General features: G+C 64.0%; 22 protein-coding genes. 11 read left to right on the top strand and 11 right to left on the bottom strand.

The genetic code is table 11. From position 1 onward, the window contains the following. Window positions 1-69: 69 nt before the first annotated feature. Window positions 70-903: a PRC-barrel domain containing protein gene (locus ACSFC7_RS14125; RefSeq protein WP_436343469.1), complete on the top strand. Its 834-nt coding sequence runs from the start codon at window positions 70-72 to the stop codon at window positions 901-903. A 242-nt stretch (window positions 904-1,145) separates the two neighbouring features. On the opposite strand, the gene ACSFC7_RS14130 is transcribed toward ACSFC7_RS14125, so the two are convergent. The 4 genes from ACSFC7_RS14130 to pyrB form a co-directional block, all read right to left on the bottom strand. Next, window positions 1,146-2,447: a hypothetical protein gene (locus ACSFC7_RS14130; protein ID WP_436343470.1), complete on the bottom strand. Its 1,302-nt coding sequence runs from the start codon at window positions 2,445-2,447 to the stop codon at window positions 1,146-1,148. Window positions 2,448-2,724: 277 nt separating this feature from the next. After that, entirely contained in the window at window positions 2,725-3,564 is an 840-nt protein-coding gene (locus ACSFC7_RS14135) for a hypothetical protein (protein ID WP_436343471.1), read from the bottom strand. A 281-nt stretch (window positions 3,565-3,845) separates the two neighbouring features. Next, window positions 3,846-4,358, bottom strand: a complete 513-nt coding sequence (gene pyrI / locus ACSFC7_RS14140; RefSeq protein ID WP_436343472.1) for an aspartate carbamoyltransferase regulatory subunit — start codon at window positions 4,356-4,358, stop codon at window positions 3,846-3,848. Next, window positions 4,345-5,277 carry an aspartate carbamoyltransferase gene (pyrB, locus tag ACSFC7_RS14145; RefSeq protein WP_436343473.1) on the bottom strand — a complete coding sequence of 311 codons (933 nt, stop codon included), beginning with the start codon at window positions 5,275-5,277 and terminating at the stop codon, window positions 4,345-4,347. Before pyrB ends, pyrI begins: the two co-directional genes overlap by 14 nt. Before the next feature lie 258 nt (window positions 5,278-5,535). Between pyrB and ACSFC7_RS14150 the strand changes: the two genes are divergently transcribed. Beyond that, the gene (locus ACSFC7_RS14150; protein WP_436343474.1) at window positions 5,536-6,162 is read left to right on the top strand and encodes an RAD55 family ATPase; all 627 of its coding nucleotides are present in this window, start codon (window positions 5,536-5,538) and stop codon (window positions 6,160-6,162) included. A 313-nt stretch (window positions 6,163-6,475) separates the two neighbouring features. Here the strand turns inward: ACSFC7_RS14150 and ACSFC7_RS14155 are convergent, their stop codons facing one another. Continuing rightward, the gene (locus tag ACSFC7_RS14155) at window positions 6,476-7,444 is read right to left on the bottom strand and encodes an FKBP-type peptidyl-prolyl cis-trans isomerase (RefSeq protein ID WP_436343475.1); all 969 of its coding nucleotides are present in this window, start codon (window positions 7,442-7,444) and stop codon (window positions 6,476-6,478) included. Between the two features lie 94 nt (window positions 7,445-7,538). Here ACSFC7_RS14155 and cyaB point away from each other — a divergent pair, with 94 nt between their 5' ends. Together cyaB and ACSFC7_RS14165 are read left to right on the top strand one after the other, a co-directional pair. Next, complete coding sequence (gene cyaB / locus ACSFC7_RS14160) at window positions 7,539-8,084, top strand: class IV adenylate cyclase (RefSeq protein WP_436343476.1); 546 nt, start codon at window positions 7,539-7,541, stop codon at window positions 8,082-8,084. Window positions 8,085-8,209: 125 nt separating this feature from the next. Further along, window positions 8,210-9,451, top strand: a complete 1,242-nt coding sequence (locus tag ACSFC7_RS14165; RefSeq protein WP_436343477.1) for a methionine adenosyltransferase — start codon at window positions 8,210-8,212, stop codon at window positions 9,449-9,451. Window positions 9,452-9,484: 33 nt separating this feature from the next. On the opposite strand, the gene ACSFC7_RS14170 is transcribed toward ACSFC7_RS14165, so the two are convergent. After that, window positions 9,485-10,168, bottom strand: a complete 684-nt coding sequence (locus tag ACSFC7_RS14170) for a DUF4336 domain-containing protein (RefSeq protein WP_436343478.1) — start codon at window positions 10,166-10,168, stop codon at window positions 9,485-9,487. A gap of 224 nt (window positions 10,169-10,392) precedes the next feature. Here ACSFC7_RS14170 and ACSFC7_RS14175 point away from each other — a divergent pair, with 224 nt between their 5' ends. The 6 genes from ACSFC7_RS14175 to ACSFC7_RS14200 all read left to right on the top strand — a co-directional run bounded on the left by ACSFC7_RS14175 (window position 10,393) and on the right by ACSFC7_RS14200 (window position 15,331). Further along, complete coding sequence (locus ACSFC7_RS14175) at window positions 10,393-11,622, top strand: MFS transporter (RefSeq protein ID WP_436343479.1); 1,230 nt, start codon at window positions 10,393-10,395, stop codon at window positions 11,620-11,622. A gap of 132 nt (window positions 11,623-11,754) precedes the next feature. Further along, entirely contained in the window at window positions 11,755-12,240 is a 486-nt protein-coding gene (locus ACSFC7_RS14180; RefSeq protein ID WP_436343480.1) for an ester cyclase, read from the top strand. A 102-nt stretch (window positions 12,241-12,342) separates the two neighbouring features. Beyond that, on the top strand, window positions 12,343-13,521 hold the full coding sequence (locus tag ACSFC7_RS14185; protein WP_436343481.1) for a tRNA sulfurtransferase: 1,179 nt from the start codon (window positions 12,343-12,345) through the stop codon (window positions 13,519-13,521). A 55-nt stretch (window positions 13,522-13,576) separates the two neighbouring features. Further along, the gene (locus ACSFC7_RS14190) at window positions 13,577-14,239 is read left to right on the top strand and encodes a helix-turn-helix domain-containing protein (RefSeq protein ID WP_436343482.1); all 663 of its coding nucleotides are present in this window, start codon (window positions 13,577-13,579) and stop codon (window positions 14,237-14,239) included. Window positions 14,240-14,321: 82 nt separating this feature from the next. Continuing rightward, complete coding sequence (locus tag ACSFC7_RS14195; RefSeq protein ID WP_436343483.1) at window positions 14,322-14,528, top strand: hypothetical protein; 207 nt, start codon at window positions 14,322-14,324, stop codon at window positions 14,526-14,528. Between the two features lie 158 nt (window positions 14,529-14,686). Continuing rightward, window positions 14,687-15,331 (top strand): DUF5804 family protein, encoded by a 645-nt coding sequence (locus ACSFC7_RS14200; protein WP_436343484.1) that lies wholly within the window; start codon window positions 14,687-14,689, stop codon window positions 15,329-15,331. A 79-nt stretch (window positions 15,332-15,410) separates the two neighbouring features. Here the strand turns inward: ACSFC7_RS14200 and ACSFC7_RS14205 are convergent, their stop codons facing one another. The 3 genes from ACSFC7_RS14205 to ACSFC7_RS14215 all read right to left on the bottom strand — a co-directional run bounded on the left by ACSFC7_RS14205 (window position 15,411) and on the right by ACSFC7_RS14215 (window position 18,448). Continuing rightward, complete coding sequence (locus ACSFC7_RS14205) at window positions 15,411-16,043, bottom strand: hypothetical protein (protein WP_436343485.1); 633 nt, start codon at window positions 16,041-16,043, stop codon at window positions 15,411-15,413. Window positions 16,044-16,243: 200 nt separating this feature from the next. After that, window positions 16,244-17,221, bottom strand: coding sequence for a PLP-dependent cysteine synthase family protein (locus tag ACSFC7_RS14210; protein WP_436343486.1), 978 nt, complete (start codon window positions 17,219-17,221; stop codon window positions 16,244-16,246). 174 nt (window positions 17,222-17,395) lie between these two features. Next, window positions 17,396-18,448 carry a Leu/Phe/Val dehydrogenase gene (locus tag ACSFC7_RS14215; protein ID WP_436343487.1) on the bottom strand — a complete coding sequence of 351 codons (1,053 nt, stop codon included), beginning with the start codon at window positions 18,446-18,448 and terminating at the stop codon, window positions 17,396-17,398. 195 nt (window positions 18,449-18,643) lie between these two features. Between ACSFC7_RS14215 and ACSFC7_RS14220 the strand changes: the two genes are divergently transcribed. Next, on the top strand, window positions 18,644-19,015 hold the full coding sequence (locus ACSFC7_RS14220) for a TlpA family protein disulfide reductase (RefSeq protein ID WP_436343488.1): 372 nt from the start codon (window positions 18,644-18,646) through the stop codon (window positions 19,013-19,015). A 68-nt stretch (window positions 19,016-19,083) separates the two neighbouring features. Here the strand turns inward: ACSFC7_RS14220 and ACSFC7_RS14225 are convergent, their stop codons facing one another. After that, entirely contained in the window at window positions 19,084-21,261 is a 2,178-nt protein-coding gene (locus ACSFC7_RS14225) for a thioredoxin domain-containing protein (RefSeq protein WP_436343489.1), read from the bottom strand. Window positions 21,262-21,449: 188 nt separating this feature from the next. After that, the gene (locus ACSFC7_RS14230) at window positions 21,450-22,130 is read right to left on the bottom strand and encodes a CHRD domain-containing protein (protein WP_436343490.1); all 681 of its coding nucleotides are present in this window, start codon (window positions 22,128-22,130) and stop codon (window positions 21,450-21,452) included. Window positions 22,131-22,472: the final 342 nt, after the last annotated feature.

Below are 22,472 nucleotides of genomic sequence, written 5' to 3' on the forward strand. Positions count from 1 at the left end.
TCACTACTCGAACCGCAAGCCACCGCAAGCACCACCAACTTCCACGGGTTCGCCGTCTAGTAGAGTGTAATGTCTCCAGAGTTTACCGACGACGACATCGGCAAGACCGTCGTGAACGCGAACGGCGAAGAAGTCGGTCTCGTCGCAGACGTCGAACACGGCACAGCGCACGTCGAACCGGACCCCGGAATCACGGACACGATCAAGGCGAAACTCGGCTGGGGCGGCACCGACGACGACACCTACCCGCTCCAGGAGGGCTCGGTAGCCCAGGTGACGGGCGACGCGGTCCACCTCGAGAGTGATCTGTCCGGCAGTGCTGGCGGCGGTGCCACCAGCGCCGGTGGGACCACGGACCTGGACGCCGGCTCCAGATCGACCGACACTGATGCGGGGACACCGGATACGGAAACTGGTACCGGAACGACGACTGGCACTGAGACCGGTGCCGGCGCGGCTGGCGCCGGAACGGATCGCGGAACCGGTACGGGTGACGACGATCTGATCGGCGACGACGATGATAGCCTGATCGGTGATGATGACGATGGCCTCACCGACGACGATGATAGTATGATCGGTGACGACGACGACGGCCTCACCGACGACGATGATAGCCTGATCGGTGACGACGACGACGGCCTCACCGACGACGATGATAGCCTGATCGGTGACGACGACGACGATCTCATCGGCGACGACAACGACAGAGCCGCTACCAACGACGACGATCTCATCGGCGACGACAACGACAGAGCCGCTACCAACGATGACGACCTTATCGGCGACGATGACGACGATCTGACCGGTGACGACGATAACGATGGCCTCACCGACGATGACGACGACCTCATCGGTGACGACGACGACGATGACGACGTCCTCGACGACCGAGACACTCGGTAGTCCCGATCACGACGTCGTCTCGAGTCGCTGTCGGTAGCTGCCTTCCGAACCGTACTTTTTGTTCGACGGGCCAGAACTGCCGATCGATCGCTCGGACGGAGACTGGTGCTCGCGCTGTCGGACTGTGCCTCGTTGTAAGCGAATGATCACACCCAAATGCGCCGCGAGACACGAATCGTAGGCAAGCGGGACGTTCTACCACGCGACTCGGGTCGATGTGAGCCGTGGCGCGAGGGTCGTCGCTACTCTGCCTGTTCGTCGTCTTCGTCGTCTTCGTCGTCTTCGTCGTCGGTCTCGTCTCGTCCTTGCTCGGCCGAGATCTCCATGTCGTCCTGTGGCATCTCCTCCTGATCGTCCACCTCTTCGGTCTCCTGTTCCGGCAATTCGGACGATTCGCCGGCGTCGAACTCCTCCGGGGACGACCCGCCACGCTGCCCCTGAGCGATCGGCTGTCGCTGCCGATCCTGATCGGACTCGCGTCGGTCCGCGTCGGTTCGCTGTGAGTACTGGTCCCGCAGACGTCCCTGATCGGTCTGGCGCTGCGACGACTGGCCGAACTCCCGACCTCGAGGTCGCTGTTCCTGATCACGTCCTCGATTCGACTGGTCGATTCCGCGCTGCTGGTGTGGCTGGGACTGTAGCCCCTGGTGTGACCGGTGTGAACTGGCCTGTGTCTCCGACTGGAACGACCGTCGACCCGACTGGTGATCCGGTTGTGAAGACTGGGGTTGTGGCTGTTGGCCCTGCTGCGTTTCCTGCTCGAACTGGCCGCCGGTATCCGTCTGCTGGGATCGTTGCCGGCCGGCCGATCCGGACGGCTCGCCGCCGTACGTCCCAGTCTGTGAGACCCATTCGCCAGTCTGTGGGTACTGCTGGCCCTGCTGGCGGGTGTGCTGTCCCGTTTGCTGGCTGGTTTGTGGCTGGCCACCCATTTGCTGACCGGACTGTGGCTGGCCGCCCATCTGTTGGCCGCTCGTCTGGCTAGCCATCGGATAATTCCCGGTCTGACCCGATTGTCCCATCTGTCCGCTCGTCTGTCGTCCACTCGGCTGACCCATCTGGGCACCGGTTTGCTGGCCGGTCAGTTGCTGACCGCCCATTCGACCACCCGACTGGTGAGTGCCCTGCTGGCCGCTCATCCGCTGCTGACTGCCGAACTGTTGTCCCGTCTGCTGCTGACTGCCGAACTGCTGGCCTCCCATCTGCTGGCCCTGTCCCGGCTGGGACTGCGTGGCGGCCTGCACGCCCTTCTCCATCGCACGTTCCATCTCCGGCACGACGGCCTCGAGGCCCTGCAGATAGCTCTGCATAATCGACTGCGTAAACTGTTGGCCCGGGAATCCTTGCATCATCGACTTCGTGATCTCGAGGCCCTGCTCCTGAGCCGTGTCCTGCCACCGCATCGCACTCAGGGTCATGCGCGCCATGTTCCGCTGGAGGTCGACGGCCTGTTCGAAGACCTTTTGGCCCTGGTTCATCGTCGACCGCTGGATCTGTTCGGTCGGCTCTCGCTGCGACTGCTGGGATTGGTGGTTCTCTCTCATGGGTAGTCACTCGAGGATCGGCGATCCTCGCTCACCCAGCAGGGGGACGGAGGGTCCAATAAAGGCCGCCCTCAGTTCCACTCGGAAGAGCGAGACCAATTAGTGAAACGACGCGCCGCGCTCGAGAGACTGCGAGAAACGATGGAAACGGTAACCAGAACCGACGGTCACGGCGAACTGTCACGAGCCGACGCGATTCCGTGCTGGCTCCCGTGTCGCCGTGATCGACGCGGGTGAACGATGAGTAATAGGCGGTTGACTCGCCTCGAGAGTTCGCTCAGGAGTCCGAATCCGGCTCACCGTGGGTCACACCGTCGCGTTCGTCGGCTCGCATGCGTCGCAGTGCCCCCCGGGCGTTGCTCGCTTCGTAGCCGAAGAAGACGTCATTCCCGTAGGCTTCGGCGACTTCGGTGGCGTGGATCAGGTTGTCGATATCGACGTTTACCGCGTACAATTCGATATTAAACGGCGTCTCGAGCGCGCTCTCGAACCCCCGGGCGATCGTCTCGAGCCAGTAGGTCGTCTCGTAGGCCATGTCGTACAGCGGAACGACGAACTCGTCGACGTGTTCCTCGAGGGCCTCGAGGTCGATCCCCGCTCGCTCGTAGAGGTGGCCGGGATAGGGATCGGGGTAGAGCGTCATGTAGACGCGACCGGGGATGCGCTCGACGGCCTCCTCGACGAACTCGGTGATGACGCCGGCGCGCCACTCGAGGCGGTCGTCGTACTCGCTGGCTTTGAACGATTCCTCGCAGACGCCACACCGGCAGTACTCGGCGCGCGGAAAGCCGATATCGTCGAGTCGAACGTCCTCGTTGGCGTCGACGCAGTCGTCGATGATCTCGAACAGGCCCTCGCGGTAGTCCTCCCGGGAGGGGCAGATGTAAGCCCAGTCGAAGTACGTCCGGTCGCGCGTGGCCGGGCGTCCGAGGTCGTCGACGGGAACCAGCGACGGATCGGCGTCCGCGGCGGCGTTGTCGCCGAAACAGGACACCATGTTCACGCCGTCTTCGATCGGTTCGGCGGACCGGCCGGTCACGTCTTTGACCTCGTAGAAGCCGCGGTCGAACTCCGGCCAGCGAACTTCTTCTGCGTTGCGCGTGACGACGCCGTACATACTGTAGGGTACGGCGCCGCATCCGTAAACCGTTCGGAATCGAACGGCGCTGTCTACCGTTACTCGACTGGGTCGTACTCGACCTCTTCGATATCGACGTCGGAGGAGCCGCTGAGTACGACTTTCCAGAGGACGGCGATGACGAACAGGGCGACCAGGATTTTGACTGTACGAGACATGTACATCTAGACACTACATTGCAGCCCACTTAGATATTCTGGATACGTTGCTAGAAATGAAGAACGGTTTACCGGAGTCCACTCGCCGCCAATGTTCTTCCCTCAGGTGTCGATCAACGACGCGATCTCCTCGCGGACGATCGTCCCGCAGTACGCACAGCGCACGCCGTCGTCGAGCACTTCGAACTGGGACGTGACCGGTTCGTCGCCGGTCGTGATACAGCCCGAGTTGGGACAGAAGAGCACGTCTTCGACGATTTCGGGGCGGTCGACGCGGTGTTTTTCGATCACCTCGTAGTCGCGGACGATGTTGATCGTCGCGTCCGGCGCGATCAACGAGAGCACGTCGACCTCGTCCTGGCTGAGTTCCCGTCCCTCGACCTTCACGATGTCCTTGCGCGCGAGTCGATCCGACGGGACGTTCATCCCGACCGAGAGCTCCTCACCCTCGCTGCCGTCGATGCCGAGAATCGCCAGCACGTTCAGCGCCTGTCCGCCGCGAACGTGGTCGATGACGGTTCCGCTGCGGATCTTGCTGACGCGCAACTGGTGATCGTCGCCACTTTCGGGGTCGCCGGCGTTCGTGTGCTCGTCGCGTCCGTTACTCATCGCCATCACCTCCCTCTTGCAAGAACAGATCGAGCAGCGCCATCCGTACCGGCACCCCGTTGTGCGCCTGATCGAAGTAGGCCGCGTACTCCGTCTCGTCGATCGCCGGTGCGATCTCGTCGACCCGCGGCAGCGGATGCATGATCGTCAGGTCGTCGCTCGCGGCCTCGAGCGTCTCCATATCGATCTGGTACTCGCCGGCGACCTTCTGGTACTCCTGTTCGTCGGGGAATCGCTCGCGCTGGATGCGGGTGACGTAGAGCACGTCCAGCGAGGGCAGGACCTCCTCGAGCGAGTCGTGTTCGCGAATCCCGGCGCCGCCGTCGGCCTGGTGGAGGTCGTAGACGACCTCGCGGGGTAACTGGAGGCTCTCGGGGCTGACGAAGTGCTGGCGCGCGTCGAAGTTCGTCAGCGCGTAGGCCAGCGAGTGGACCGTCCGACCGTACTTCAGGTCGCCCATGATCCCGATGGTGAGGTCGTCCAGTCCGGCGTTCTCGCGGATCGTGTAGAGATCGAGCAACGTCTGCGTGGGATGGTGGCCCGCGCCGTCGCCGGCGTTCAACAGCGGGACGTCGACGAACTCGCTGGCCATCGTCGCCGCGCCCTGCTTGGGGTGGCGCAGGACGAGCGCGTCGGTGTAGCCCTCGATGACTCGAACGGTGTCGGCGAGCGTCTCGCCTTTCTTGACGCTCGAGGATTCGACCGAACCCATGTCGACGACGTCGCCGCCGAGGCGTTTCATCGCGGTTTCGAAGCTCATCTTCGTCCGCGTACTCGGTTCGAAAAAGAGCAGGCCGAGCAATCGGTTCGCGTGACGATCGGCGACGGCCGAGGGATCGGCGTCGATCTCGGCCGCCCGGTCGAGGACGGTCTCGATGTCCGCCCGCGAGAGTTGTTTGCTCGTGATGAGGTGATCGTGGCGCATTCGTTCGTGTTAGCTCTTGGCGTCCCCTTGAATCTCTCCATTCGACATCGTCGGTAGCGCCAGCCGGTTCGGCCTGTTCGCCCGCCCGGTGCAGCGTCCCGTCGCACCCCATCGAATCACCGCGTATCGGGGTCGCGGGAAGTCCGTCAATCGACGGAACGGATCCCGAATCTGTTCCCGATCGTAACTGTCTCACGTCCGCGAATTGATCCGAAGCCAAAGAGTTATGCGGGCTCTGTGGTTACTGGTCACAATTGTATGGTCGGTCGGCTGGATACCGGGATCGACGTGCTGGATCGAAAACTCGACGGTGGGTTACCGCCGGGGTGTATCGTCGCGTACACCGCCGAGCCAGCCAGTCAGTCCGAACTCCTCCTGTACGAACTCACGGCCGCCCGCGGCACCCTGTATCTCTCGACCGAGCGCTCCGACGACGCCATCCGCCACGCGATCGAATCCTCCCCCTCCGAGGTCGGGAGTCCGACCGTCCGACACGTCACCAGCGAGAACCCGCTCGAGGAGGCGACCCGCCTCATCGGCGCGCTGCCCGACGGCGCGAATCTCATCATCGACACGATGGACGTCCTGGAAGACGCCGACACCGACGAGTACGTCAGCTTTCTCAACGAACTCAAGTCCCAGATGCTCGATACTAGTTCGATCGCAGTACTACACTGTCTGAAAGGCGACGACGTCCCCGTCGGCCGAACGCGGACGTTCCACGCCGCCGATGCCGTCTTCGACCTCCGAACCGAGACCGCCGGCAGCGAACTCGAGAACCACCTGACGATCCCCAAGTTCCGCGGCGGCGCCCAGCCGACCGACGCGATCAAACTCGAGTTGACGGAAGAGGTGGCGATCGACACGAGTCGGGATATCGCCTGATCGGCAACTTCTCCTGCGGAAGTACCTTTTTGCGCCTCGGGTTCGCTCGCTTCGCTCACTCACCTCTCAGCGCAAAAATCTACGCTAAAAAGGCCGCTCGGAATTCCGCGGTTCTCGGCCTTTGGCCTCCGAACCGCGTTCCGCTCGCGGGTGCTGCGCTTGCGACGCGACCGCAGTGATACGTCCTTGAACTGTACTGATCGGTCGATGAGGTCGCTGGAACGGATACTTGCCCTCGTGAGACTGCTCGAACGTTTCGACAGGAACGACTCTCGGTGACGACCAAAAACCGCGAAAAACGAACCGGAGCTGCTTACTCTTCGGCGCCTTCGAGCTCTTCGACGATTTCGTCGGCGTCGACGTCGGCGTCCTCGAGCGCTTCCTCGATGTCGCCGCCGCCCATGCCGCCCATACCGCCCATCATGCCGCCCATGCCGCCCATGCCCATGCCATCGATGACTTCCTGGACGATGACGCGGTCGACACCGATCTTGTCGATGATGTCCTGACCGATCTGCTGTTTGCCCATCATCCACTGCTGGTTCATGGTCATCTGGGGCGTGGCCTCGAGGTAGACCGTCTCCTTCTCGACGGTCTCGGTCTCGAACTCGGGCTCGGCGTCCTCGTCATCCTCGTCGGGTTCGACGGGAACCTCCTCTTCGACCTCGTCCGTCTCGATCCAGAGGTCGGGCTCCATGCCGAGGTACATCTCGAACAGGCCGGCGGCCTGCTGTTCGCGGTCCTCGACTTCCTCGACGATCTCGAACTCGTACTCGACGTCCTCGCCGGCAAGCGGGTGGTTGAAGTCGACGCGGGCGCGGCCGCCGATGATCGTGCTGATGTAGCCCTGCTGGCCGTCGATCTGCACGTTCGCACCGGGGTAGCGGTCGTCCTCGTCGATCTTCTCGGCGCTGACGGTCTGGACGTCGTCGGGGTCGTGCTCGCCGAAGGCCTCTTCGGCGGGAATCGTCACGGTGCCGGAGTCGCCGGGCTCGCTGCCGACGAGTGCGTCCTCGACACCTTCGAAGATGTGGCCCTCGCCCAGGACGATCGTTCGCGGCTTGAACTCCTGGCCCTGGTCGTCGACGCCTTCTTCCTCGGCGACTTCGGGGTCGGTCGTGTCGACCAGCTGTTCACCCTCGACGGTGTACGCGGTGTACTCGATTTCGACGAAGTCGCCGCGCTGCAGCCCGTCCTCGTCGGCTGCATCCGACTCGTCATCTACTTCTGCATCAACGTCATCGGCCTGCTCCTCTAGCTCGGCCTCCTGTTCCTCGGTCATACGTTGTACGTCCCGCCGTCTACATTTAAGGTACACGTTTTCACGCGAGACGGAGAGCGACCGATTCTTCCGACCGCATTCCGTGGTCTCGACCATGTACGAAGTCGAAGTGAAGGTCCCCGCCGACCTCGACGCGGTCCGGACCCGACTCGAGGCCCACGACGGGAGCCGCGAGCGGGCTATCGTCCAGGAGGATACGTACTACGACGCGCCCCACCGCTCGTTCGTCGAGACGGACGAAGCGCTGCGAATCCGCCGGGAGTCGAACCCCGAAGCCGGCACCGACGAGACGCGCATTACGTACAAAGGGCCACTCCTAGACGAGGAGTCAAAGAGCCGCGAGGAGTTCGAGACGGCCGTCGGCGACGGCGAGACGATGGACGCCGTGCTGACGAACCTCGGCTTCCAGGCGGCCGCGACGGTCCGCAAGGAACGCGAGCGATTCGCCCTCGACGGCTACACGATCACGCTCGATTCGGTCGACGACGTCGGCGAGTACGTCGAGGTCGAAAGGGACGTAGAGACGGAAGCCGAACTCGAGTCGGCGCGAGAGGGAGCCTACGACGTCCTCGAGCAACTCGACCTCGATCCGGACGAGCAGCTTCGGACGTCGTATCTGGGGCTGTTGCTCGAGTCCTGACACCGCCGGCTGACGCTCGGCGCGATTACCCGGCGTTCGGACGGGCGACCCGTATTACTTCCAGACATTTTCGTTTCGGTTTTGTTTCCGCAAGTTATAGAACGCCAGTCACCCAACTCCCGGTAATGAGCGAGCGGAACATTCGGGTCGAGCCGATCGACCGTCAGGCAGTCGAAGACCAGGAAGTAGAGATCGTCGAGCGGAAGGGAATCGGCCATCCGGACTCGATCTGTGACGGCATCGCCGAGGCCGTCGCCAGCGCACTGGCCCGCGAGTACATCGACCGCGTGGGCGAAGTGCTCCACTTCAATACCGACGAGACCCAACTCGTCGCCGGCGAGGCCGCACCCGCCTTCGGCGGCGGCGAAGTCGTCGATCCCATCTATCTGCTGATCGTCGGCCGCGCGACCAAACACTACGAGGGCCAGACCATCCCCGCCGAGCCCATCGCGCTGCGCGCCGCACGCGAGTACTTGGAGGAGACGATCCCACAGCTCACGTTCGGCGAGGACATCGTCGTCGACGTCAAACTCGGCGAGGGAAGCGGGGATCTGCAGGAGGTCTTCGGCGAGGACGTCTCGGATTCGGCGGACGGTGACGAGCCGTCCGCCCCAGTGAGCGTCCCGATGGCCAACGACACCAGTTTCGGCGTCGGCCACGCGCCGCTGACCGAGACCGAACAGATCGTCCTCGAGGCCGAGCACCGGCTCAACGGCGAGTACGCCGACGAGAACCCGGAACTCGGCACGGACGTCAAAATCATGGGCAAACGCGAGGGCGACGAGATCGACGTCACCGTCGCGGCGGCGATGGTCGACGAGCACATCGCCGATCTCGACGCGTACGCCGATGCCGTCGAATCGGTCCGGGAGTTCGTCGAGGAGGTCGCGAACGAGCACACCGACCGCGCGGTCGACGTTCACGTCAACACGGCCGACGACTACGAGGAGGGCTCGATCTATCTCACGGTTACGGGCACCTCCGCCGAGCAGGGTGACGACGGCTCCGTCGGCCGCGGGAACCGCGCGAACGGCCTCATCACGCCCAACCGCTCGATGTCGATGGAGGCCACGAGCGGCAAGAACCCGGTCAACCACATCGGGAAGATCTACAACCTGCTCTCGACCGAAATCGCCGACGAGGTCGTCGGTGAGGTCGACGGCATCCGCGACCTGCGGGTGCGTCTGCTCTCCCAAATCGGTCGTCCGATCGACCAGCCACACGTCGCCGACGTCCACGTCGTCACCGAAGACGGCGTCGCACTCGGCGACGTCGAAGCGGACGTCGAGGCAATCGTCGACGAGGAACTCGCGAACGTCACCGAGATCACGCGTCGCGTGATCGACGGCGAACTCACGACGTTCTGACCGGCGAAAGCGGACGTCGGGTTCTTCGTTTTCTCACTGGAACAGCCACTCGTACCCCTCGAGAACGGCCTGTTTGCCGCCGGTATCGACGATCTCGCCGTGGCCGGGAACGACGCGGTCGAACTCCCACGCGAGGACGTCCCGTATCGAGCGCCGGAACGAGGCCTCGTTTTGGATCGTGAGGCGTAACTCGACCGGCGGGCCGATCCGCTCGTAGACGCGCAGGGCGCGGGCCACGAGGCGAGTTTTCAACGGGCTACTGTCGCCGATGTGGAAGCCGACGTCGCCGAGGATAACCGTTCGACTCGGCCGGTGGAAGTAGGCGATTTCGGTGAGCCACCGGTGGCCGACGATCGCCACCTGATCGACGTCGGTTCCCCACTGCGGATCCGGCGTGTCGCCCAACAGGTGATCGAACCGCAGGTCGGGCCGCCGTGCGGGCAGTCCGGGTGCAGCGAGCAGTTCGGCGTCGGGATACGCCGCCCTGTACTGTTCCATGTGGAGGTGCCCGTGGAGTTTGCTCGCCGGGGCGACGAACCGAACCTCGCCGAGGTCGTCCAGCGCCGAGTTCAGTTCGGGAGTCAGTTCGGCCGGCGATTGAATAAACAGCCCGCCGCTCGAGAGCCGCATAACGGACATAATTCGCCCGATGTCGACGCCGAGAAACCGAAGCGGTTCCTCGTAGGTCCAGAATCGATCCCCTCGCTGTGTGAGCATTTACGTTGGCTCTGTCGACGGTGCGGGGTATATATCCGACAGCCGGCTCCGATTCACTGGGATTGGGCGGCCGAGTACGACGTCGCCGGATCGACCTCGGGAGCGCACCGGGAAGATGGGGGTGTTTCCGGGGAATCTCCGGTTTCGATAGACCCTTCAGCCACACGCTCGTGCTAGTCGTCTAGTGAGTTACGAATCGAAATAGCACTCGAGAGCGATCGCCAGTGAACCTCCCCTCAGCCGGTTCGAATCGGATCGTCTTCGCCGTCGTCGCGAGTACCTTCTTCGTCGGCTTCGGCGGCGGCGTCATCTTTCCGATCCTGCCGAACCTGGGCGAAGTGCTCGGTATTTCGGCCTTCATGGTCGGCCTCATTCTGAGCGCAAACCGGTTTACACGGCTCGTCGCGAACGCGCCCGCGGGCGTCCTCGTCGATCGGATCGGGACTCGAAAGCCGTTCGTCGCGGGGCTGGCGATCGAGGGCCTGGCGACGTTCATGTACGTCGTCGCGATCCTCTCGACGATACCGGAGTTCTGGTTCATGGTCGCCCGCATCCTCTGGGGGATCGGCAGCGCGCTCGTCTTCGCGACCGCGTACACGATCACCGCCGACGTGAGCGAGGCGGACTCGAGAGGAACCAGCATGGGCATCGTCCGCGCGGGCATCACCTTCGGTTTTCCCGCCGGACTCGTCCTCGGTGGCATCGTCAGCGACGTCTGGGGGAACGTCGAAGCCTTTGTTCTCGCCGCGTCGTTCGCCGGCCTCGCGAGTATCATCGCCTACCTGATCGTCCCCGAAACGCACGTCGAAGCCGAACAGACGTCGGTCAAGCCCTGGGACGTCGACGTGAGTGTCCCGGCGCTGACGATCGGTCTCGTCAACTTCGGGCTCTACTTCGCGTACATCGGCGTCCTCTTCTCGACGCTCGTGTTGTTGCTCGACGTCCGCGCGATCTCCATCTTCGGACTCGACGCGCAGGGTTCGTCGGGGATGCTGATGGGACTGACCGTACTGGCGGGCGCGGTGTTCACGCTCGGCGGCGGCGCACTGAGCGATTCGGTCGGCGCACGCGTCCCCGTCATGATCGCCTTCCTGATCACGTCGTGTGTCGGCTTCGTCGTTCTGGCAGTTGGCTCGAGTTTCGAAGTACTGGTTCTCGCGTGTCTCCTGATCGGCGCCGGACAGGGTGGCGTCGGCGGGCCGCTCACGGCGTTGCTCGCAGATCTAACGCCCGAGGAGCGCGTCGGCCGCGCGATGGGGACGAACAACGTCCTCGGCGACGTCGGCGGCGGACTCGGACCGCTCGTCTCGCTCCCGCTGGTCGACGTCGTCGGTTTCGAAGTTATCTACGGCGTCAGCGCGATCGTGCCGATGCTCGCGGGCGTCGTCCTCGTCGTCGGGATCTACTCTCACACCGGGCGGGTGAGTCCGACGATCAGCGAATCGGCCGGGTAACTAGTGTGGTCCCCCTACCTTGTTTCACGGTAACAGTTAACACTTCCGGACGCCTCTAGATACGTACGTTCTCGTTGCCTGACTGGCTCCTCGAGAGCCTGCAAGCGACGGTGAGGGCGTCAGGAGAGACAGATGTCAGTAGAAGCTACCGCCAAAGATAACGAACGCCTCGTCCGTGACTACGTCACTGCACTCTGGCAGGACCACGAGTTCGATCGAGTACCGGAGTTCGTCGCCGAATCGTTTACGTACGCGGATCCGACACTCTCGGAACCGATTCGCGGCCCCCGTGAGTTTACCGCGTACCTCCGCGAGACCGAATCGTCCTTTTCGGACTTCTACGTCGGGATCGACACGCTCGTCGCCGACGACGATGCCGTTCTCTGCGAGTGGACGCTCACGGCGACCCACGACGGATCGATGGACGGGATCCCACCGACCGATCGGCGAATGAGCATCAACGGCATGTCGATCGTCCACGTCGAGGACGGCAAACTGGTCGACGACCGCGCGTACTGGGACATGCAGGACGTGAGTGCCCAGCTCGGACTCGCCTTTCCGGCGGTCGTCGGACAGCTCCCGAAACTGGCCTACCGGAAAGTTGCCGGTCTGCGATAGGCCGCGTGACGTATCCGGACCGCGAACGAGACTCGATTCCGCGGACTCGCGTCTCGTCCGCTCCTCGTAATCCCCTTATAGCTCCGCCCGTCTATTCCGCCTATGCACCCGCCGGGAGCCGATACCGTCCTCCTCCGTCACGGGGACGTCAACACCAAGAGCAACACCGTCAAGCGGTATATGGAGGGGATCCTCGTCGAGAACCTCGAGGCCACGTTAGCCGACCGCTCGATCCCCGGCGAGGTCGAACGGCGGTGGAACCGACCGCTGATCCACACCACCGAAGACGCCGTCGCGGAGGCGACCGCGGCCGCAACGGACGTCTTCGGCATTGTCTCCGCGAGTCCCGCGCTGACCGTGAGTACGGACAAGGAACGGATCCTCGAGACGCTCGTCGAAACGGCCCGCGAACGGTACACCGGCGGGACGTTCGCGGTCGACGCCCGCCGATCCGACAAGACGCTCCCCTACGACAGCGAGGAGCTGGCACGCGAGGGCGGGACGGCCATCTGGGAGGCCGTCGAGGACGAGTTTGACCCCGAAGTCGACCTCGACGATCCGGACGTCACCTTCGGCGTCGAGGTGCGCGAGGACGTCGCGTTCGTCTACCTCGAGCACGTCCCCGGACCCGGCGGGCTCCCGCTCGGCGCCCAGGAGCCGGTCATCGCGCTGGTCAGCGGCGGCATCGACTCGCCGGTCGCGGCCTACGAGATGATGAAACGCGGCTGTCCCGTCGTGCCCGCGTACGTCGATCTCGGAGCCTACGGCGGCATCGACCACGAGGCGCGCGCGATGGAGACGGTTCGGAAACTCTCGCGATACGCACCCAACTTCGACATGCAGGTGTACAAGATCCCCGGCGGCGAGACCGTCGATCTGCTGGTCCGGGAGATGGAGCAAGGCCGGATGCTCTCCCTGCGACGCTTCTTCTACCGGGCCGCCGAGACGCTGGCCGAACTCGTCGACGCCAACGGAATCGTCACCGGCGAAGCCGTCGGCCAGAAGTCCAGCCAGACCGTCCGGAACCTCGGCGTGACGAGTCGCACCGCTCGCCTCCCCATCCACCGTCCGCTGCTGACGCTGGACAAACAGGACATCGTCGCGAAAGCCCGCGCGATCGACACCTACACCGACTCGACGATCGACGCCGGCTGTAATCGTGTCGCACCGGACCGCGTCGAGACGAACGCGCGCCTCGAGCCGCTCCTCGAGGCCGAACCCGACGACCTGCTCGAGCGGGCCGAGGAGGCCGCGCGAAACGCGGAACTGGTCGAGCCGTAGGCCCGCTTTTCGCCACGATAGCAACTGCTACAATGGTGGTACCTGTTGAATCGGTATGAGCGTCATTCTGGAGTTCTCCATCGAACCGGAGGAGTTCGTCCTCGGGCAGGCCCTGTCGAGCACGCCGAACGTCTTCCTCGAACTCGAGCGCATCGTCCCGACCGAGAACGACGTCATGCCGTTCGTCTGGGCGACCGGCGACGACCTGCCGTCGTTCGAGGCGACGGTTCGAGAGAGCGAGTACGTCAAGGAGCTGTACGCCGTCGACAGGGTCGGCGAGAGCGGCCTCTACCGCATCGAGTGGGAGGACCACGACGACGACGACCTGCTGGCGGGTATCGCTGCGACGGAGGCGACCGTCCTCGAGGGCCGCGCGAACGGCGTCTGGACGTTCCGCCTGCGGTTCAATGACCACGAGAAGCTCACGACGCTCTACAACTATCTGACGGACCACGACATCACCGTCCACGTCGAGCGAACGTACACGCTGACCGAGGACTCGGATCGCGGCCACCGGTTCGGCCTCTCCGAAGAACAGCGCGAGGCGCTCGTCCTCGCGCTCCGGAACGGCTACTTCGAGACGCCGAGCGAGGCCGATCTCGACGAACTGGCGGCGGAGCTCGACATCACCCGTCAAGCGCTCTCCGATCGAATTCGCCGAGGCAACGAGAAGGTCCTTCGGCGGGTATTGTTATCGTCTGTCGCGGATTTCGACTGAGTAGCCCACCCCATAAAAGCGAATTGACCGGTCAACGACCGGCTATTCGGATCTCGAGGGACTACTCGCTCGAGAGAAGCGTATGAAGGACGTCGATCACCGATTTCAGGACTGGCTTTCGTGTCCGGCCTGCAGCGGAGACACGGACGCCGGGATTCTCGCTCACGAAACCGATATCGTCATCGAATGTTACGACTGCGGCGCGACCTCCGAGTTCACGATCGGGCAGGACGTTCCGGTCAGCAACCTCAACATCGATCACATCGCCAGGTTCGCGGGCGACGACTGATACGGATTGCTGTAACGATTTACCGGCGCAACCGCAGACGGATCGCAGTTGCGCCGGAAATGACTTACAGTAGTCCGTATGAGTGACGCGGTCCGGACACTGCGGGTGGGCTAGCGAGAGCGAAACCCACATTACACCGACGCACGGAGGTGCACCCAGTGACGCGCGTCTGTCTCATCGGGACGGCCGACTGTAACCTCCAGTACGAACTCCTCTCCCGGGAGACGTCCCGCGAGGCGCTCGCGACGTACGATCTCGAGCGCCCCTTCGAGAACTCGATCGCCCTTCGAACGGTCAGCGTCGGCGCTGCGATCTCGCTGTTGAACGACCTGAACTGGTATCTCACCCGCTTCGTCGACGAAGCCCTCGTCCAGGAGCCAAGCATCAGCGACGACGAGTGGCTCTCGCGGCCGCTCGCCTCGGAACTCCGAAACGGCGCCGTCGAGCCGGCCGAAACCGCCGAGTTCTGCAAGATCTACGGCCTCGAGCGAGTCGGATCGGAACTGGAGCGGGAGACGGACTCGAGCGCAGCGAGCGACGGTGGAACCCCCGCAGGGTCGGCGACTGCAGCGGCCGGCTCGAGCGAGTCAGAGCGGCCGAGCGAATCGAGCGAAGAGGATGACGACGACTCGAGCGCTGACGACACCGACTCGAGCGATTCCGCCGGGTTCGTCGGCTCGCAGTGGCGACTCGTCGAACCGCTGTACGTCCGTCGAACCGACGGCGAACTCCCCGAGTACGATCTCCGCGACGTCGAGGAGACGCTCGTCGTTCGGCTCACCGAAGCCGAACACGCTCCCTGAGGATCGTCGATCGTCAGTCGCTGGTCGTCGACCGTCGATCGGTGTCGTTACTCGGCCTTCTAGAACCAGTCAATCGCGCTCAGGAGTCGTCACTGTCGCTCTCGACGTCGATATCGATATCGTGCGTCTCCCCGTCGGAATCGGCGATCGTCACCGACGCGCCGGTCGCGGGCTCGCCGTCGAACGTCGCGCGGACGAGTTGGCCGACGGCGGTCAGTTGCTGTCCGCACATCTCGTCGTCGCCCGAGTCGTCGGTCACCGCAGCCTCGATAGAGAGTCGGGCGTCGCCTGCGTCGTCGGCCTCCTCGAGCGTGACGTCCTCGAGTGTCAGTCCGTAGCAGAGGTTCGGTGCGTCGGCCTCGAGAGCGATCAGCACCGACTGCTCGAACGGCGTCTCCTCGACGAATTCGGAAATCGCGTCGTCGTCGAACGCGTGCTCGTCGAGCCAGCCGTCAGCACGGTCTTCGCTGGCGACGAACGTCGCCTCGGGCTCCGTCGGCACCTCCGTGTGATCGAAGGAAACGTTGTCCGAGGACTCGAGGTCACCGGTAGCGGTGGGTTCAGTGCCGTTCCCGCCGGATCCCGATTCGTTCCCACCGGTATCGTCATCGCCGTTGCCCGTCGAGAGGCCGGTATCGTCGAGACAGCCGGCTGCGAGGGTGAACAGTCCGGCGCCGGCACAGAGGAGCGTCCGTCTGGATTGTTCAGTCATTACGAGAGACACACACGGAGACGGGTAAAGTACGTTGGCCAAGGTGAAAGAGCGATTTTCGCTTCACGGCTCGGGGTTCGTTGCTCGTCAGTCGGCGGTTTTCGATCCGCTCGAGGCATCATACGGTCTGCTGTAAGTCATTTCCGGTGCAACCGCGACCGTCCTGCGGTTGCACCGGTAAATCGTTACAGCAAACCGTATCAGTCGAACAGCCCCGTCGAGAGGTATCGCTCGCCGCTGTCCCAGAAGATGGTCACCACGAGCGGGCAGTCGTCGAGTCGTTCGCCGCCGTCCGGTTCCGGCGTGGCGGCCGGTTCGTCGAACGCCCCCGGCACCTCCGGACAGTCGAGGGTGGGTTCGGCGATTTCGCGAGCGATCTGCTGGGAGACCAGACTCGTCGCGCCGCTGGACTGGCCGACGAGGACGCCCTCCTCGCGGGCGAGTCGGCGACACTCGGCTTCGGCCGACTCGAGTTCGACGGTCTCGACGCGGTCGATCAGATCGAGATCGAGGTTGTTGCTAACGAACCCGGGCCCCATTCCCTGGAAGTCGTCGTCACCGGCTTCACCCGTCGAGAGGACGGCGTTCGTGGCCGGCTCGACCGCGATAATGTCCATCTCGGGGAACTCCTCGCGGAGTCGACGGCCGGTGCCCGAAATCGTGCCGCCGGTGCCGACGCCCGCGACGAACGCGTCGATCTCGCGGTCGTCGACTTGCTCGACGATCTCCGCACCGGTCGTCCGGTAGTGGGCCTCCGGATTCGCCGGGTTCTCGAACTGACCCAACTGGATCGCCCCTTCGGCCTCGAGTTCGTCGGCGCGTGCGCGGGCGGTCTCCATGTTACCGTCGACCAGTTCGAGTTCGGCGCCGTAGGCGGCCATGATCCGGCGACGCTCTTCGGACTTGTCCGCCGGCATGACGATCGTCAGGTCGTAGTCCCGGGCCGCACAGACCAGCGCGAGGCCGATACCGGTGTTCCCGCTGGTCGGTTCGACGAGCCAGTCGCCGGGTTCGATCGTGCCGTCGCGTTCGGCCGCCCGGATCATCTGGAGGGCCGGCCGGTCCTTGGCCGAGCCGCCGGGGTTGAAGGATTCGACCTTCGCGGCGACGGTCGCGCCCTCCGGCGAGTCGACCTGGACGAGCGGCGAGCCGATCGTGTCCAGGATGCTCCCTTTCATTGGCAACCCGTAAGGATTCGAGGCATAAACCGATGCTGGACACTGGCAGGACGTGCCGGTGTATCGAATGTCCGGGTCGACAGGGTCTCGAAACGTGATCGCGGCGACGAGCGAAAGACCGCGTTCGAGCGAGCGCAGCGAACGACTGCCACGCGAGCGCCCCGTTCCCTCGAGTTACAGCGGAGTAGTCGACGTCCGTTCGCCCCCTTCGATGCGGTTTTCGGCGTACGCGTCGGCGGCTTCGAGCACCGTCGTGTCCCGCTCGTCGGCGAGTTCGATCATCTCGAGCAGTCGGTCACCGATCGCGGCCGCCTCCTCGTAGGCTTCCTCGCGGGTGCCGCCGAAATACTCCTTCGCGACCGTGATCAGACCGGCACCGTTGATCACGTAGTCCGGTGCGTACAGGATATCTTGCTCCCGGAGGACGGTCGCGTGCCGTCGTTCGGCGAGGATGTTGTTCGCCCCGCCCGCGACGATGTCGCAGTCGAGTCGGGGAATCGTGTCGTCGTTGATCACACCGCCGATAGCACAGGGTGCGAAGACGTCACAGGACCGGCTGTAGACTGCATCCGGCTCGACGGTTTCGACGTCGTACTCCCGTGCGAACGCATCGACGGCGTCGTCGTCGACGTCGGTAACTGTCACCGCGGCCCCGTCGGCGAGCAGTTCCTCGGCGAGCGATCGGCCGACCTTGCCGAGCCCCTGAATCACGACGTGGTGGTCGGCCATCGACCGCGTCCCGTAAACGGACTCCGCGCAGGCTCGAATCCCGTGAAAGACGCCGTGAGCCGTGATCGGTGACGGATCGTCCAATCCGTCGCTCGTCCCGACGACGTGGTCGGTTTCTCGAGCGATAACGTCCATATCCTCGACGCCGGAGTTGACGTCGACCGACGTGATGTATCGACCCGTGAGACAGTCGACGGCCCGGCCGTACGCCTCGAGCAGGGCCTCGCTTTTGCTCTCGTCGGGGTCACCGAGGATTACCGCTTTTCCGCCGCCCAGCGGGAGGTCGGCCGCGGCGGCCTTGTACGTCATCGCCCGAGAGAGTCGCAGGACGTCCTCGAGAGCGGCATCCTCGGACGCGTAATCGAGCATTCGCGTCCCGCCGAGGCTGGGTCCGAGCGTCGTATCGTGGATCGCGACGATCGCCTGCAGCCCTGTTTCGGGGTCCGTGAAGTACGATACCTGCTCGTGATCCGCGTGAGCGGTCGAGTCGAATACCATAGTTATAATGTTTGCGGTTAGTGTGAAAATTGCTTCGGATGGTCGATCGAGCTATCACTGTTTTTCACTCGAGGAGGGTCGTTCACATCGCACTCGAAGACGGCCGGTTTTAGTACTGAACGGGACCCGAGGGCACGAGCGAACTCCCCTGCCCGAAACACCGCCGTTAAGCCCCCGGACTCACTACCTCCGAGTATGAGTCTCGAGACCATGCAGCCGAATCCAACCTGGGACGAAGCGTCCTACCAGGAGGCTGTCGACACGCTCGAAGCGCACAACGACGAACTGGTGTACAATGTCTGGGGGGGCGACTGGTGTAAGGACTGCCGGAAACTCCTGCCGGATCTCGGTGCCGCACTCGAGGCGGCGAACGTCCCCGAGGACCGAATCGAGGAGTTCGCGCTCGACGAGGACAAGCAGGGACCCGGCGTCGAGGAGTACGACATCGAGTACATCCCGACGGTCGTAGTCGAGACCGACGAGGGCGAGGAGATTACGCGATTCGTCGAGTCGGAGGATCTCCCGCCGGCGATCTGGTTGGCCAAACAGTTCGAGGAAGAACTGTAGGCCCGTCTCGATATCGCCGTTTCGGTACCGTCGGTTCGTCTTCTCTCGAGTGATAGCAGCGAGCGGCGTTAGAACGGACTCTCCGGGTCGTCGGGCGACGCGCTATCCGGTTCGACAGCGTCACCCTCGTCACCCAGCCACTCGAGTGCGTCCGTTACGTCGTGCGTCGGCGGCGAACACGTCCGATCCCGACAGACGTACAGCGTCGGCTCGCCGTCGCGAGCCTCGCGGCCGGCCCAGATCGCGGGGGCCTCTTCGAGACCTAACTGGTGGAGCCAGTCCTCTAGTCCCTCCGCGGTCGGCGGCCGGAGCGCGAACAGCCGGTCGGGATAGTACCGCTCGGCGAATCGGTCGCGCCACTCGTCGGGGAGTTCGTCGGCGGCGACGGTGATCTCGAGGGCGCCCGCCTCGAGCCGATCCGCGGCGAGACAGAGCGAGGCGTGCTGGAGCGCGTTCGCTTCGATGCGGTTGGCGTGGGTCTCGAGGACGGTCGACGCGATGGTCTCGAACTCCTCGCCGTCCGCGAAGCCGTCGAGCGCGAGTAGCGTCTCGACCGCGACGCCGGTCGCCGAGGGCGTGGACTGGTCGTCGAGTTCTTGGGGCCGGGTGACGAGCGACTCGCCGCTCTCGGGCGTGAAGTAGAGCGTTCCTCGACCCTCGTCCCAGAACTCGGCCTCGATGGTGCGCGCGAGGTCGAGCGCGAACTCGAGGTGGTCGACGGTTCCGGTCGCCTCGTAACACCGGAGGGCAGCGCGGGCGAGGAAGGCGTAGTCCTCGAGGTAGCCGCCGACTTTGATATCCCCATTTTTGAACCGGCGAGAGAGCCGCTGCTCGTCTTCGTTCCAGAGCCGATCCTGAACGAACTCGAGAGCGTCGACGGCCATGTCGGCGTAGTCGTCCTCGCCCAGGACGAGCGCTGCCTCGGCGCAGGTGTTGATCATCAGGCCGTTCCAGCTCGCCAGCACCTTCTCGTCGCGGTTCGGTCGCGGGAGCTGTTCTCGGGCTTGGAACAGTGCTTCGCGGGCGGACTCGAGTCGCTGCTCGACGTCGTCTTCCCCGAGGTCGAACTCGTCGGCGAGGTCCGGAATCGAACGGACGCGGTTGGGCTGGTTCGCTCCCTCGAAGTTGCCGGACTCGGTGATGTCGTACCGGACGCAGAACAGTTCCGCGTCGGTTTCGTTCTCGAGGACGTCCTCGACTTCGTCCGGCGTCCAGACGTAGAAGACGCCCTCTTCTTTCTCGCCGTCTTCCGTCTCGCTCTGGGCGTCGAGCGTGCTGAAGAAGCCGCCCTCGTCGTGGGTCAGCTCCCGGTCGACAAACTCGAGGGTCTCCTCGGTCACTTCGCCGTATCTGTCGTCGCCCGTTAGTTGGTAGCCCGCGAGGAACGCGCGCGGAATCTCCGCGTTGTCGTACAGCATCTTCTCGAAGTGGGGCACCGTCCAGTCCTGATCGACGCAGTAGCGGTGGAAGCCGCCGCCGACGTGGTCGTACAGCCCGCCCGTGGCCATCGCGTCGAGGGACTCCTCGAGCACCTCACGGAACTGCTCGCGGCCCGTCCGGTCGTACGCGCGGGCGAGGACGTGGAGTCTGGAGGGCTGGGGGAACTTCGGCCCGCCGGAGCCGAAGCCGCCGTGCTGCCGGTCGGCGCTTCGGAGGGCTGCGTCGGCCGCGGTCTCGAGCACTTCGCTCGAGGGTGGCTCCGCCTGGGCCACGGAGTCGGGCGTCTCCTCGAGTCGGTCCTTCGCGGCGTCGGTCCACTGCTGGGCGCGGTTCTCGACCTCGTCTCGGTCCTGCTCCCAGGAGTTCACGAGTTGCTCGAGGACGTCGAGGAAGCCGGGCTGGCCTCGCTTGGCCTCTTTCGGGAAGTAGGTCCCGACGTAGAAGGGCTTGCCCTCGGGCGTGAGCCACGCCGAGAGGGGCCAGCCGCCACGACCGGTGACGAGCTGGGCGACGGTCATGTAGATGCTGTCGACGTCCGGGCGCTCCTCGCGGTCGACCTTGATCGGGACGAAGTTCTCGTTGAGCATCTCCGCGACTTCGTCGTCCGCGAAGCTCTCGTCTTCCATCACGTGGCACCAGTGACACGCCGAGTAGCCGATCGAGAGGAAGATCGGCACGTCGCGTTCCCTGGCCGCCTCGAGGGCCTGTTCGTCCCACGGCTGCCAGTTGACGGGGTTGTCCGCGTGCTGGCGCAGATACGGGCTCTCCTCCTCGTCGAGCCGATTTCGGGTGGTGGGATCGCTCATGGGTCTCCCTACGGTTGGGCGGTGTAAAAGGTCGGTGTGCGATGCTCGAGGTCGTCCGTCGACGACAGGAGGCAGTCGTTTCGAAGGAAGTGCCGAGTGAATCGGATCGCTCAAAAATTCTCTTCGGCTCGGGAACTGGACATCGTCCTGATCTGTGGCGGTGTCACAGAACCCTGTTTGTGCCGCTGTCAGCCGTACGTGTCGGTATCGGAGTCATTGGTTGGCTCGTCGGTATCGGAGTCATTGGTTGGCTCGTCGGTATCGGGTTCGGATTCGAAATCAGTGTCATGATCGCCAGGGCGCATCATGCTCGGTGGCTCGAACGGGACGAGAGGCCCGGCAATTGCGCCGCCGGGATGCTCCTGGGTATGGACGTTCACGTACGCCTCACCGGCGTCGATCTTTCCGAGTAATTCTTCGACGGTCTCCGATTCTGCCTCCGGCACGCGTCCCTCCGCGATGACCTCGTCGGTGATCGTCCCGACGTCCAAGATGCCGGAGAATCGTCCTTCCTCGAGCCGTTCGTCCTGCGTCCCGAAGTCGTACAGCCAGACGGCGATCGGTCCGAGAACCTCGTCCTCGTGAATGTGCCCCATGATCGTGTTCTCGAGGTTCGAGACTTCAACGACGAATTTGAGCCCATCGTGACGCTCCTGAACGATCGCTATTCCTCCCGCGTCCGTTTCGACGTCTTCCTGCGGCTCAAGGTGCGCGACGAAGAGATCGGAGGGGGCTGGATGCTCGTCGTCACGAGGGGCGTCATCGCGGTGTTCGTCGGCCGCCGCGACGCCGGAACTACCGGTCGCACCGACACCGAGGAGGGCGAGTACTTTGAGCGCTGTCCGTCGAGTGTGATCGAGGTCTTGCATCGGTTGTGGCACCTCCCACCTAGGGAGGAGAGCTTCCGTCATAGTTTTCTCGTGCCTATTTGAAATCCGCTAATTTAATACGGCATTCACTGTGACTAACCGGGTCATTTCCTCCGTTAAAACGCTCGTAATCCGCTTTATCCGAGAGATTACAGCGCGATGGGTCCGAGAACGCTCCGCGCCTTCCGAGCAGTCGCTCGTTTCATCTGCTTACGGGCGCTCCGCGCCCATCGCACGGTCCGGGGGACCAAAGGTCCGGCGCTACTCGCGACGACCTCGCACACCACCGATTCGCGGTGAACGAAGAGTGAGCCGCGAATCAGCGCGCGCCACCGCACGGTA

Origin of the sequence: Natronorubrum halobium, assembly GCF_051351675.1 — an archaeon.
GTDB lineage: Archaea > Halobacteriota > Halobacteria > Halobacteriales > Natrialbaceae > Natronorubrum.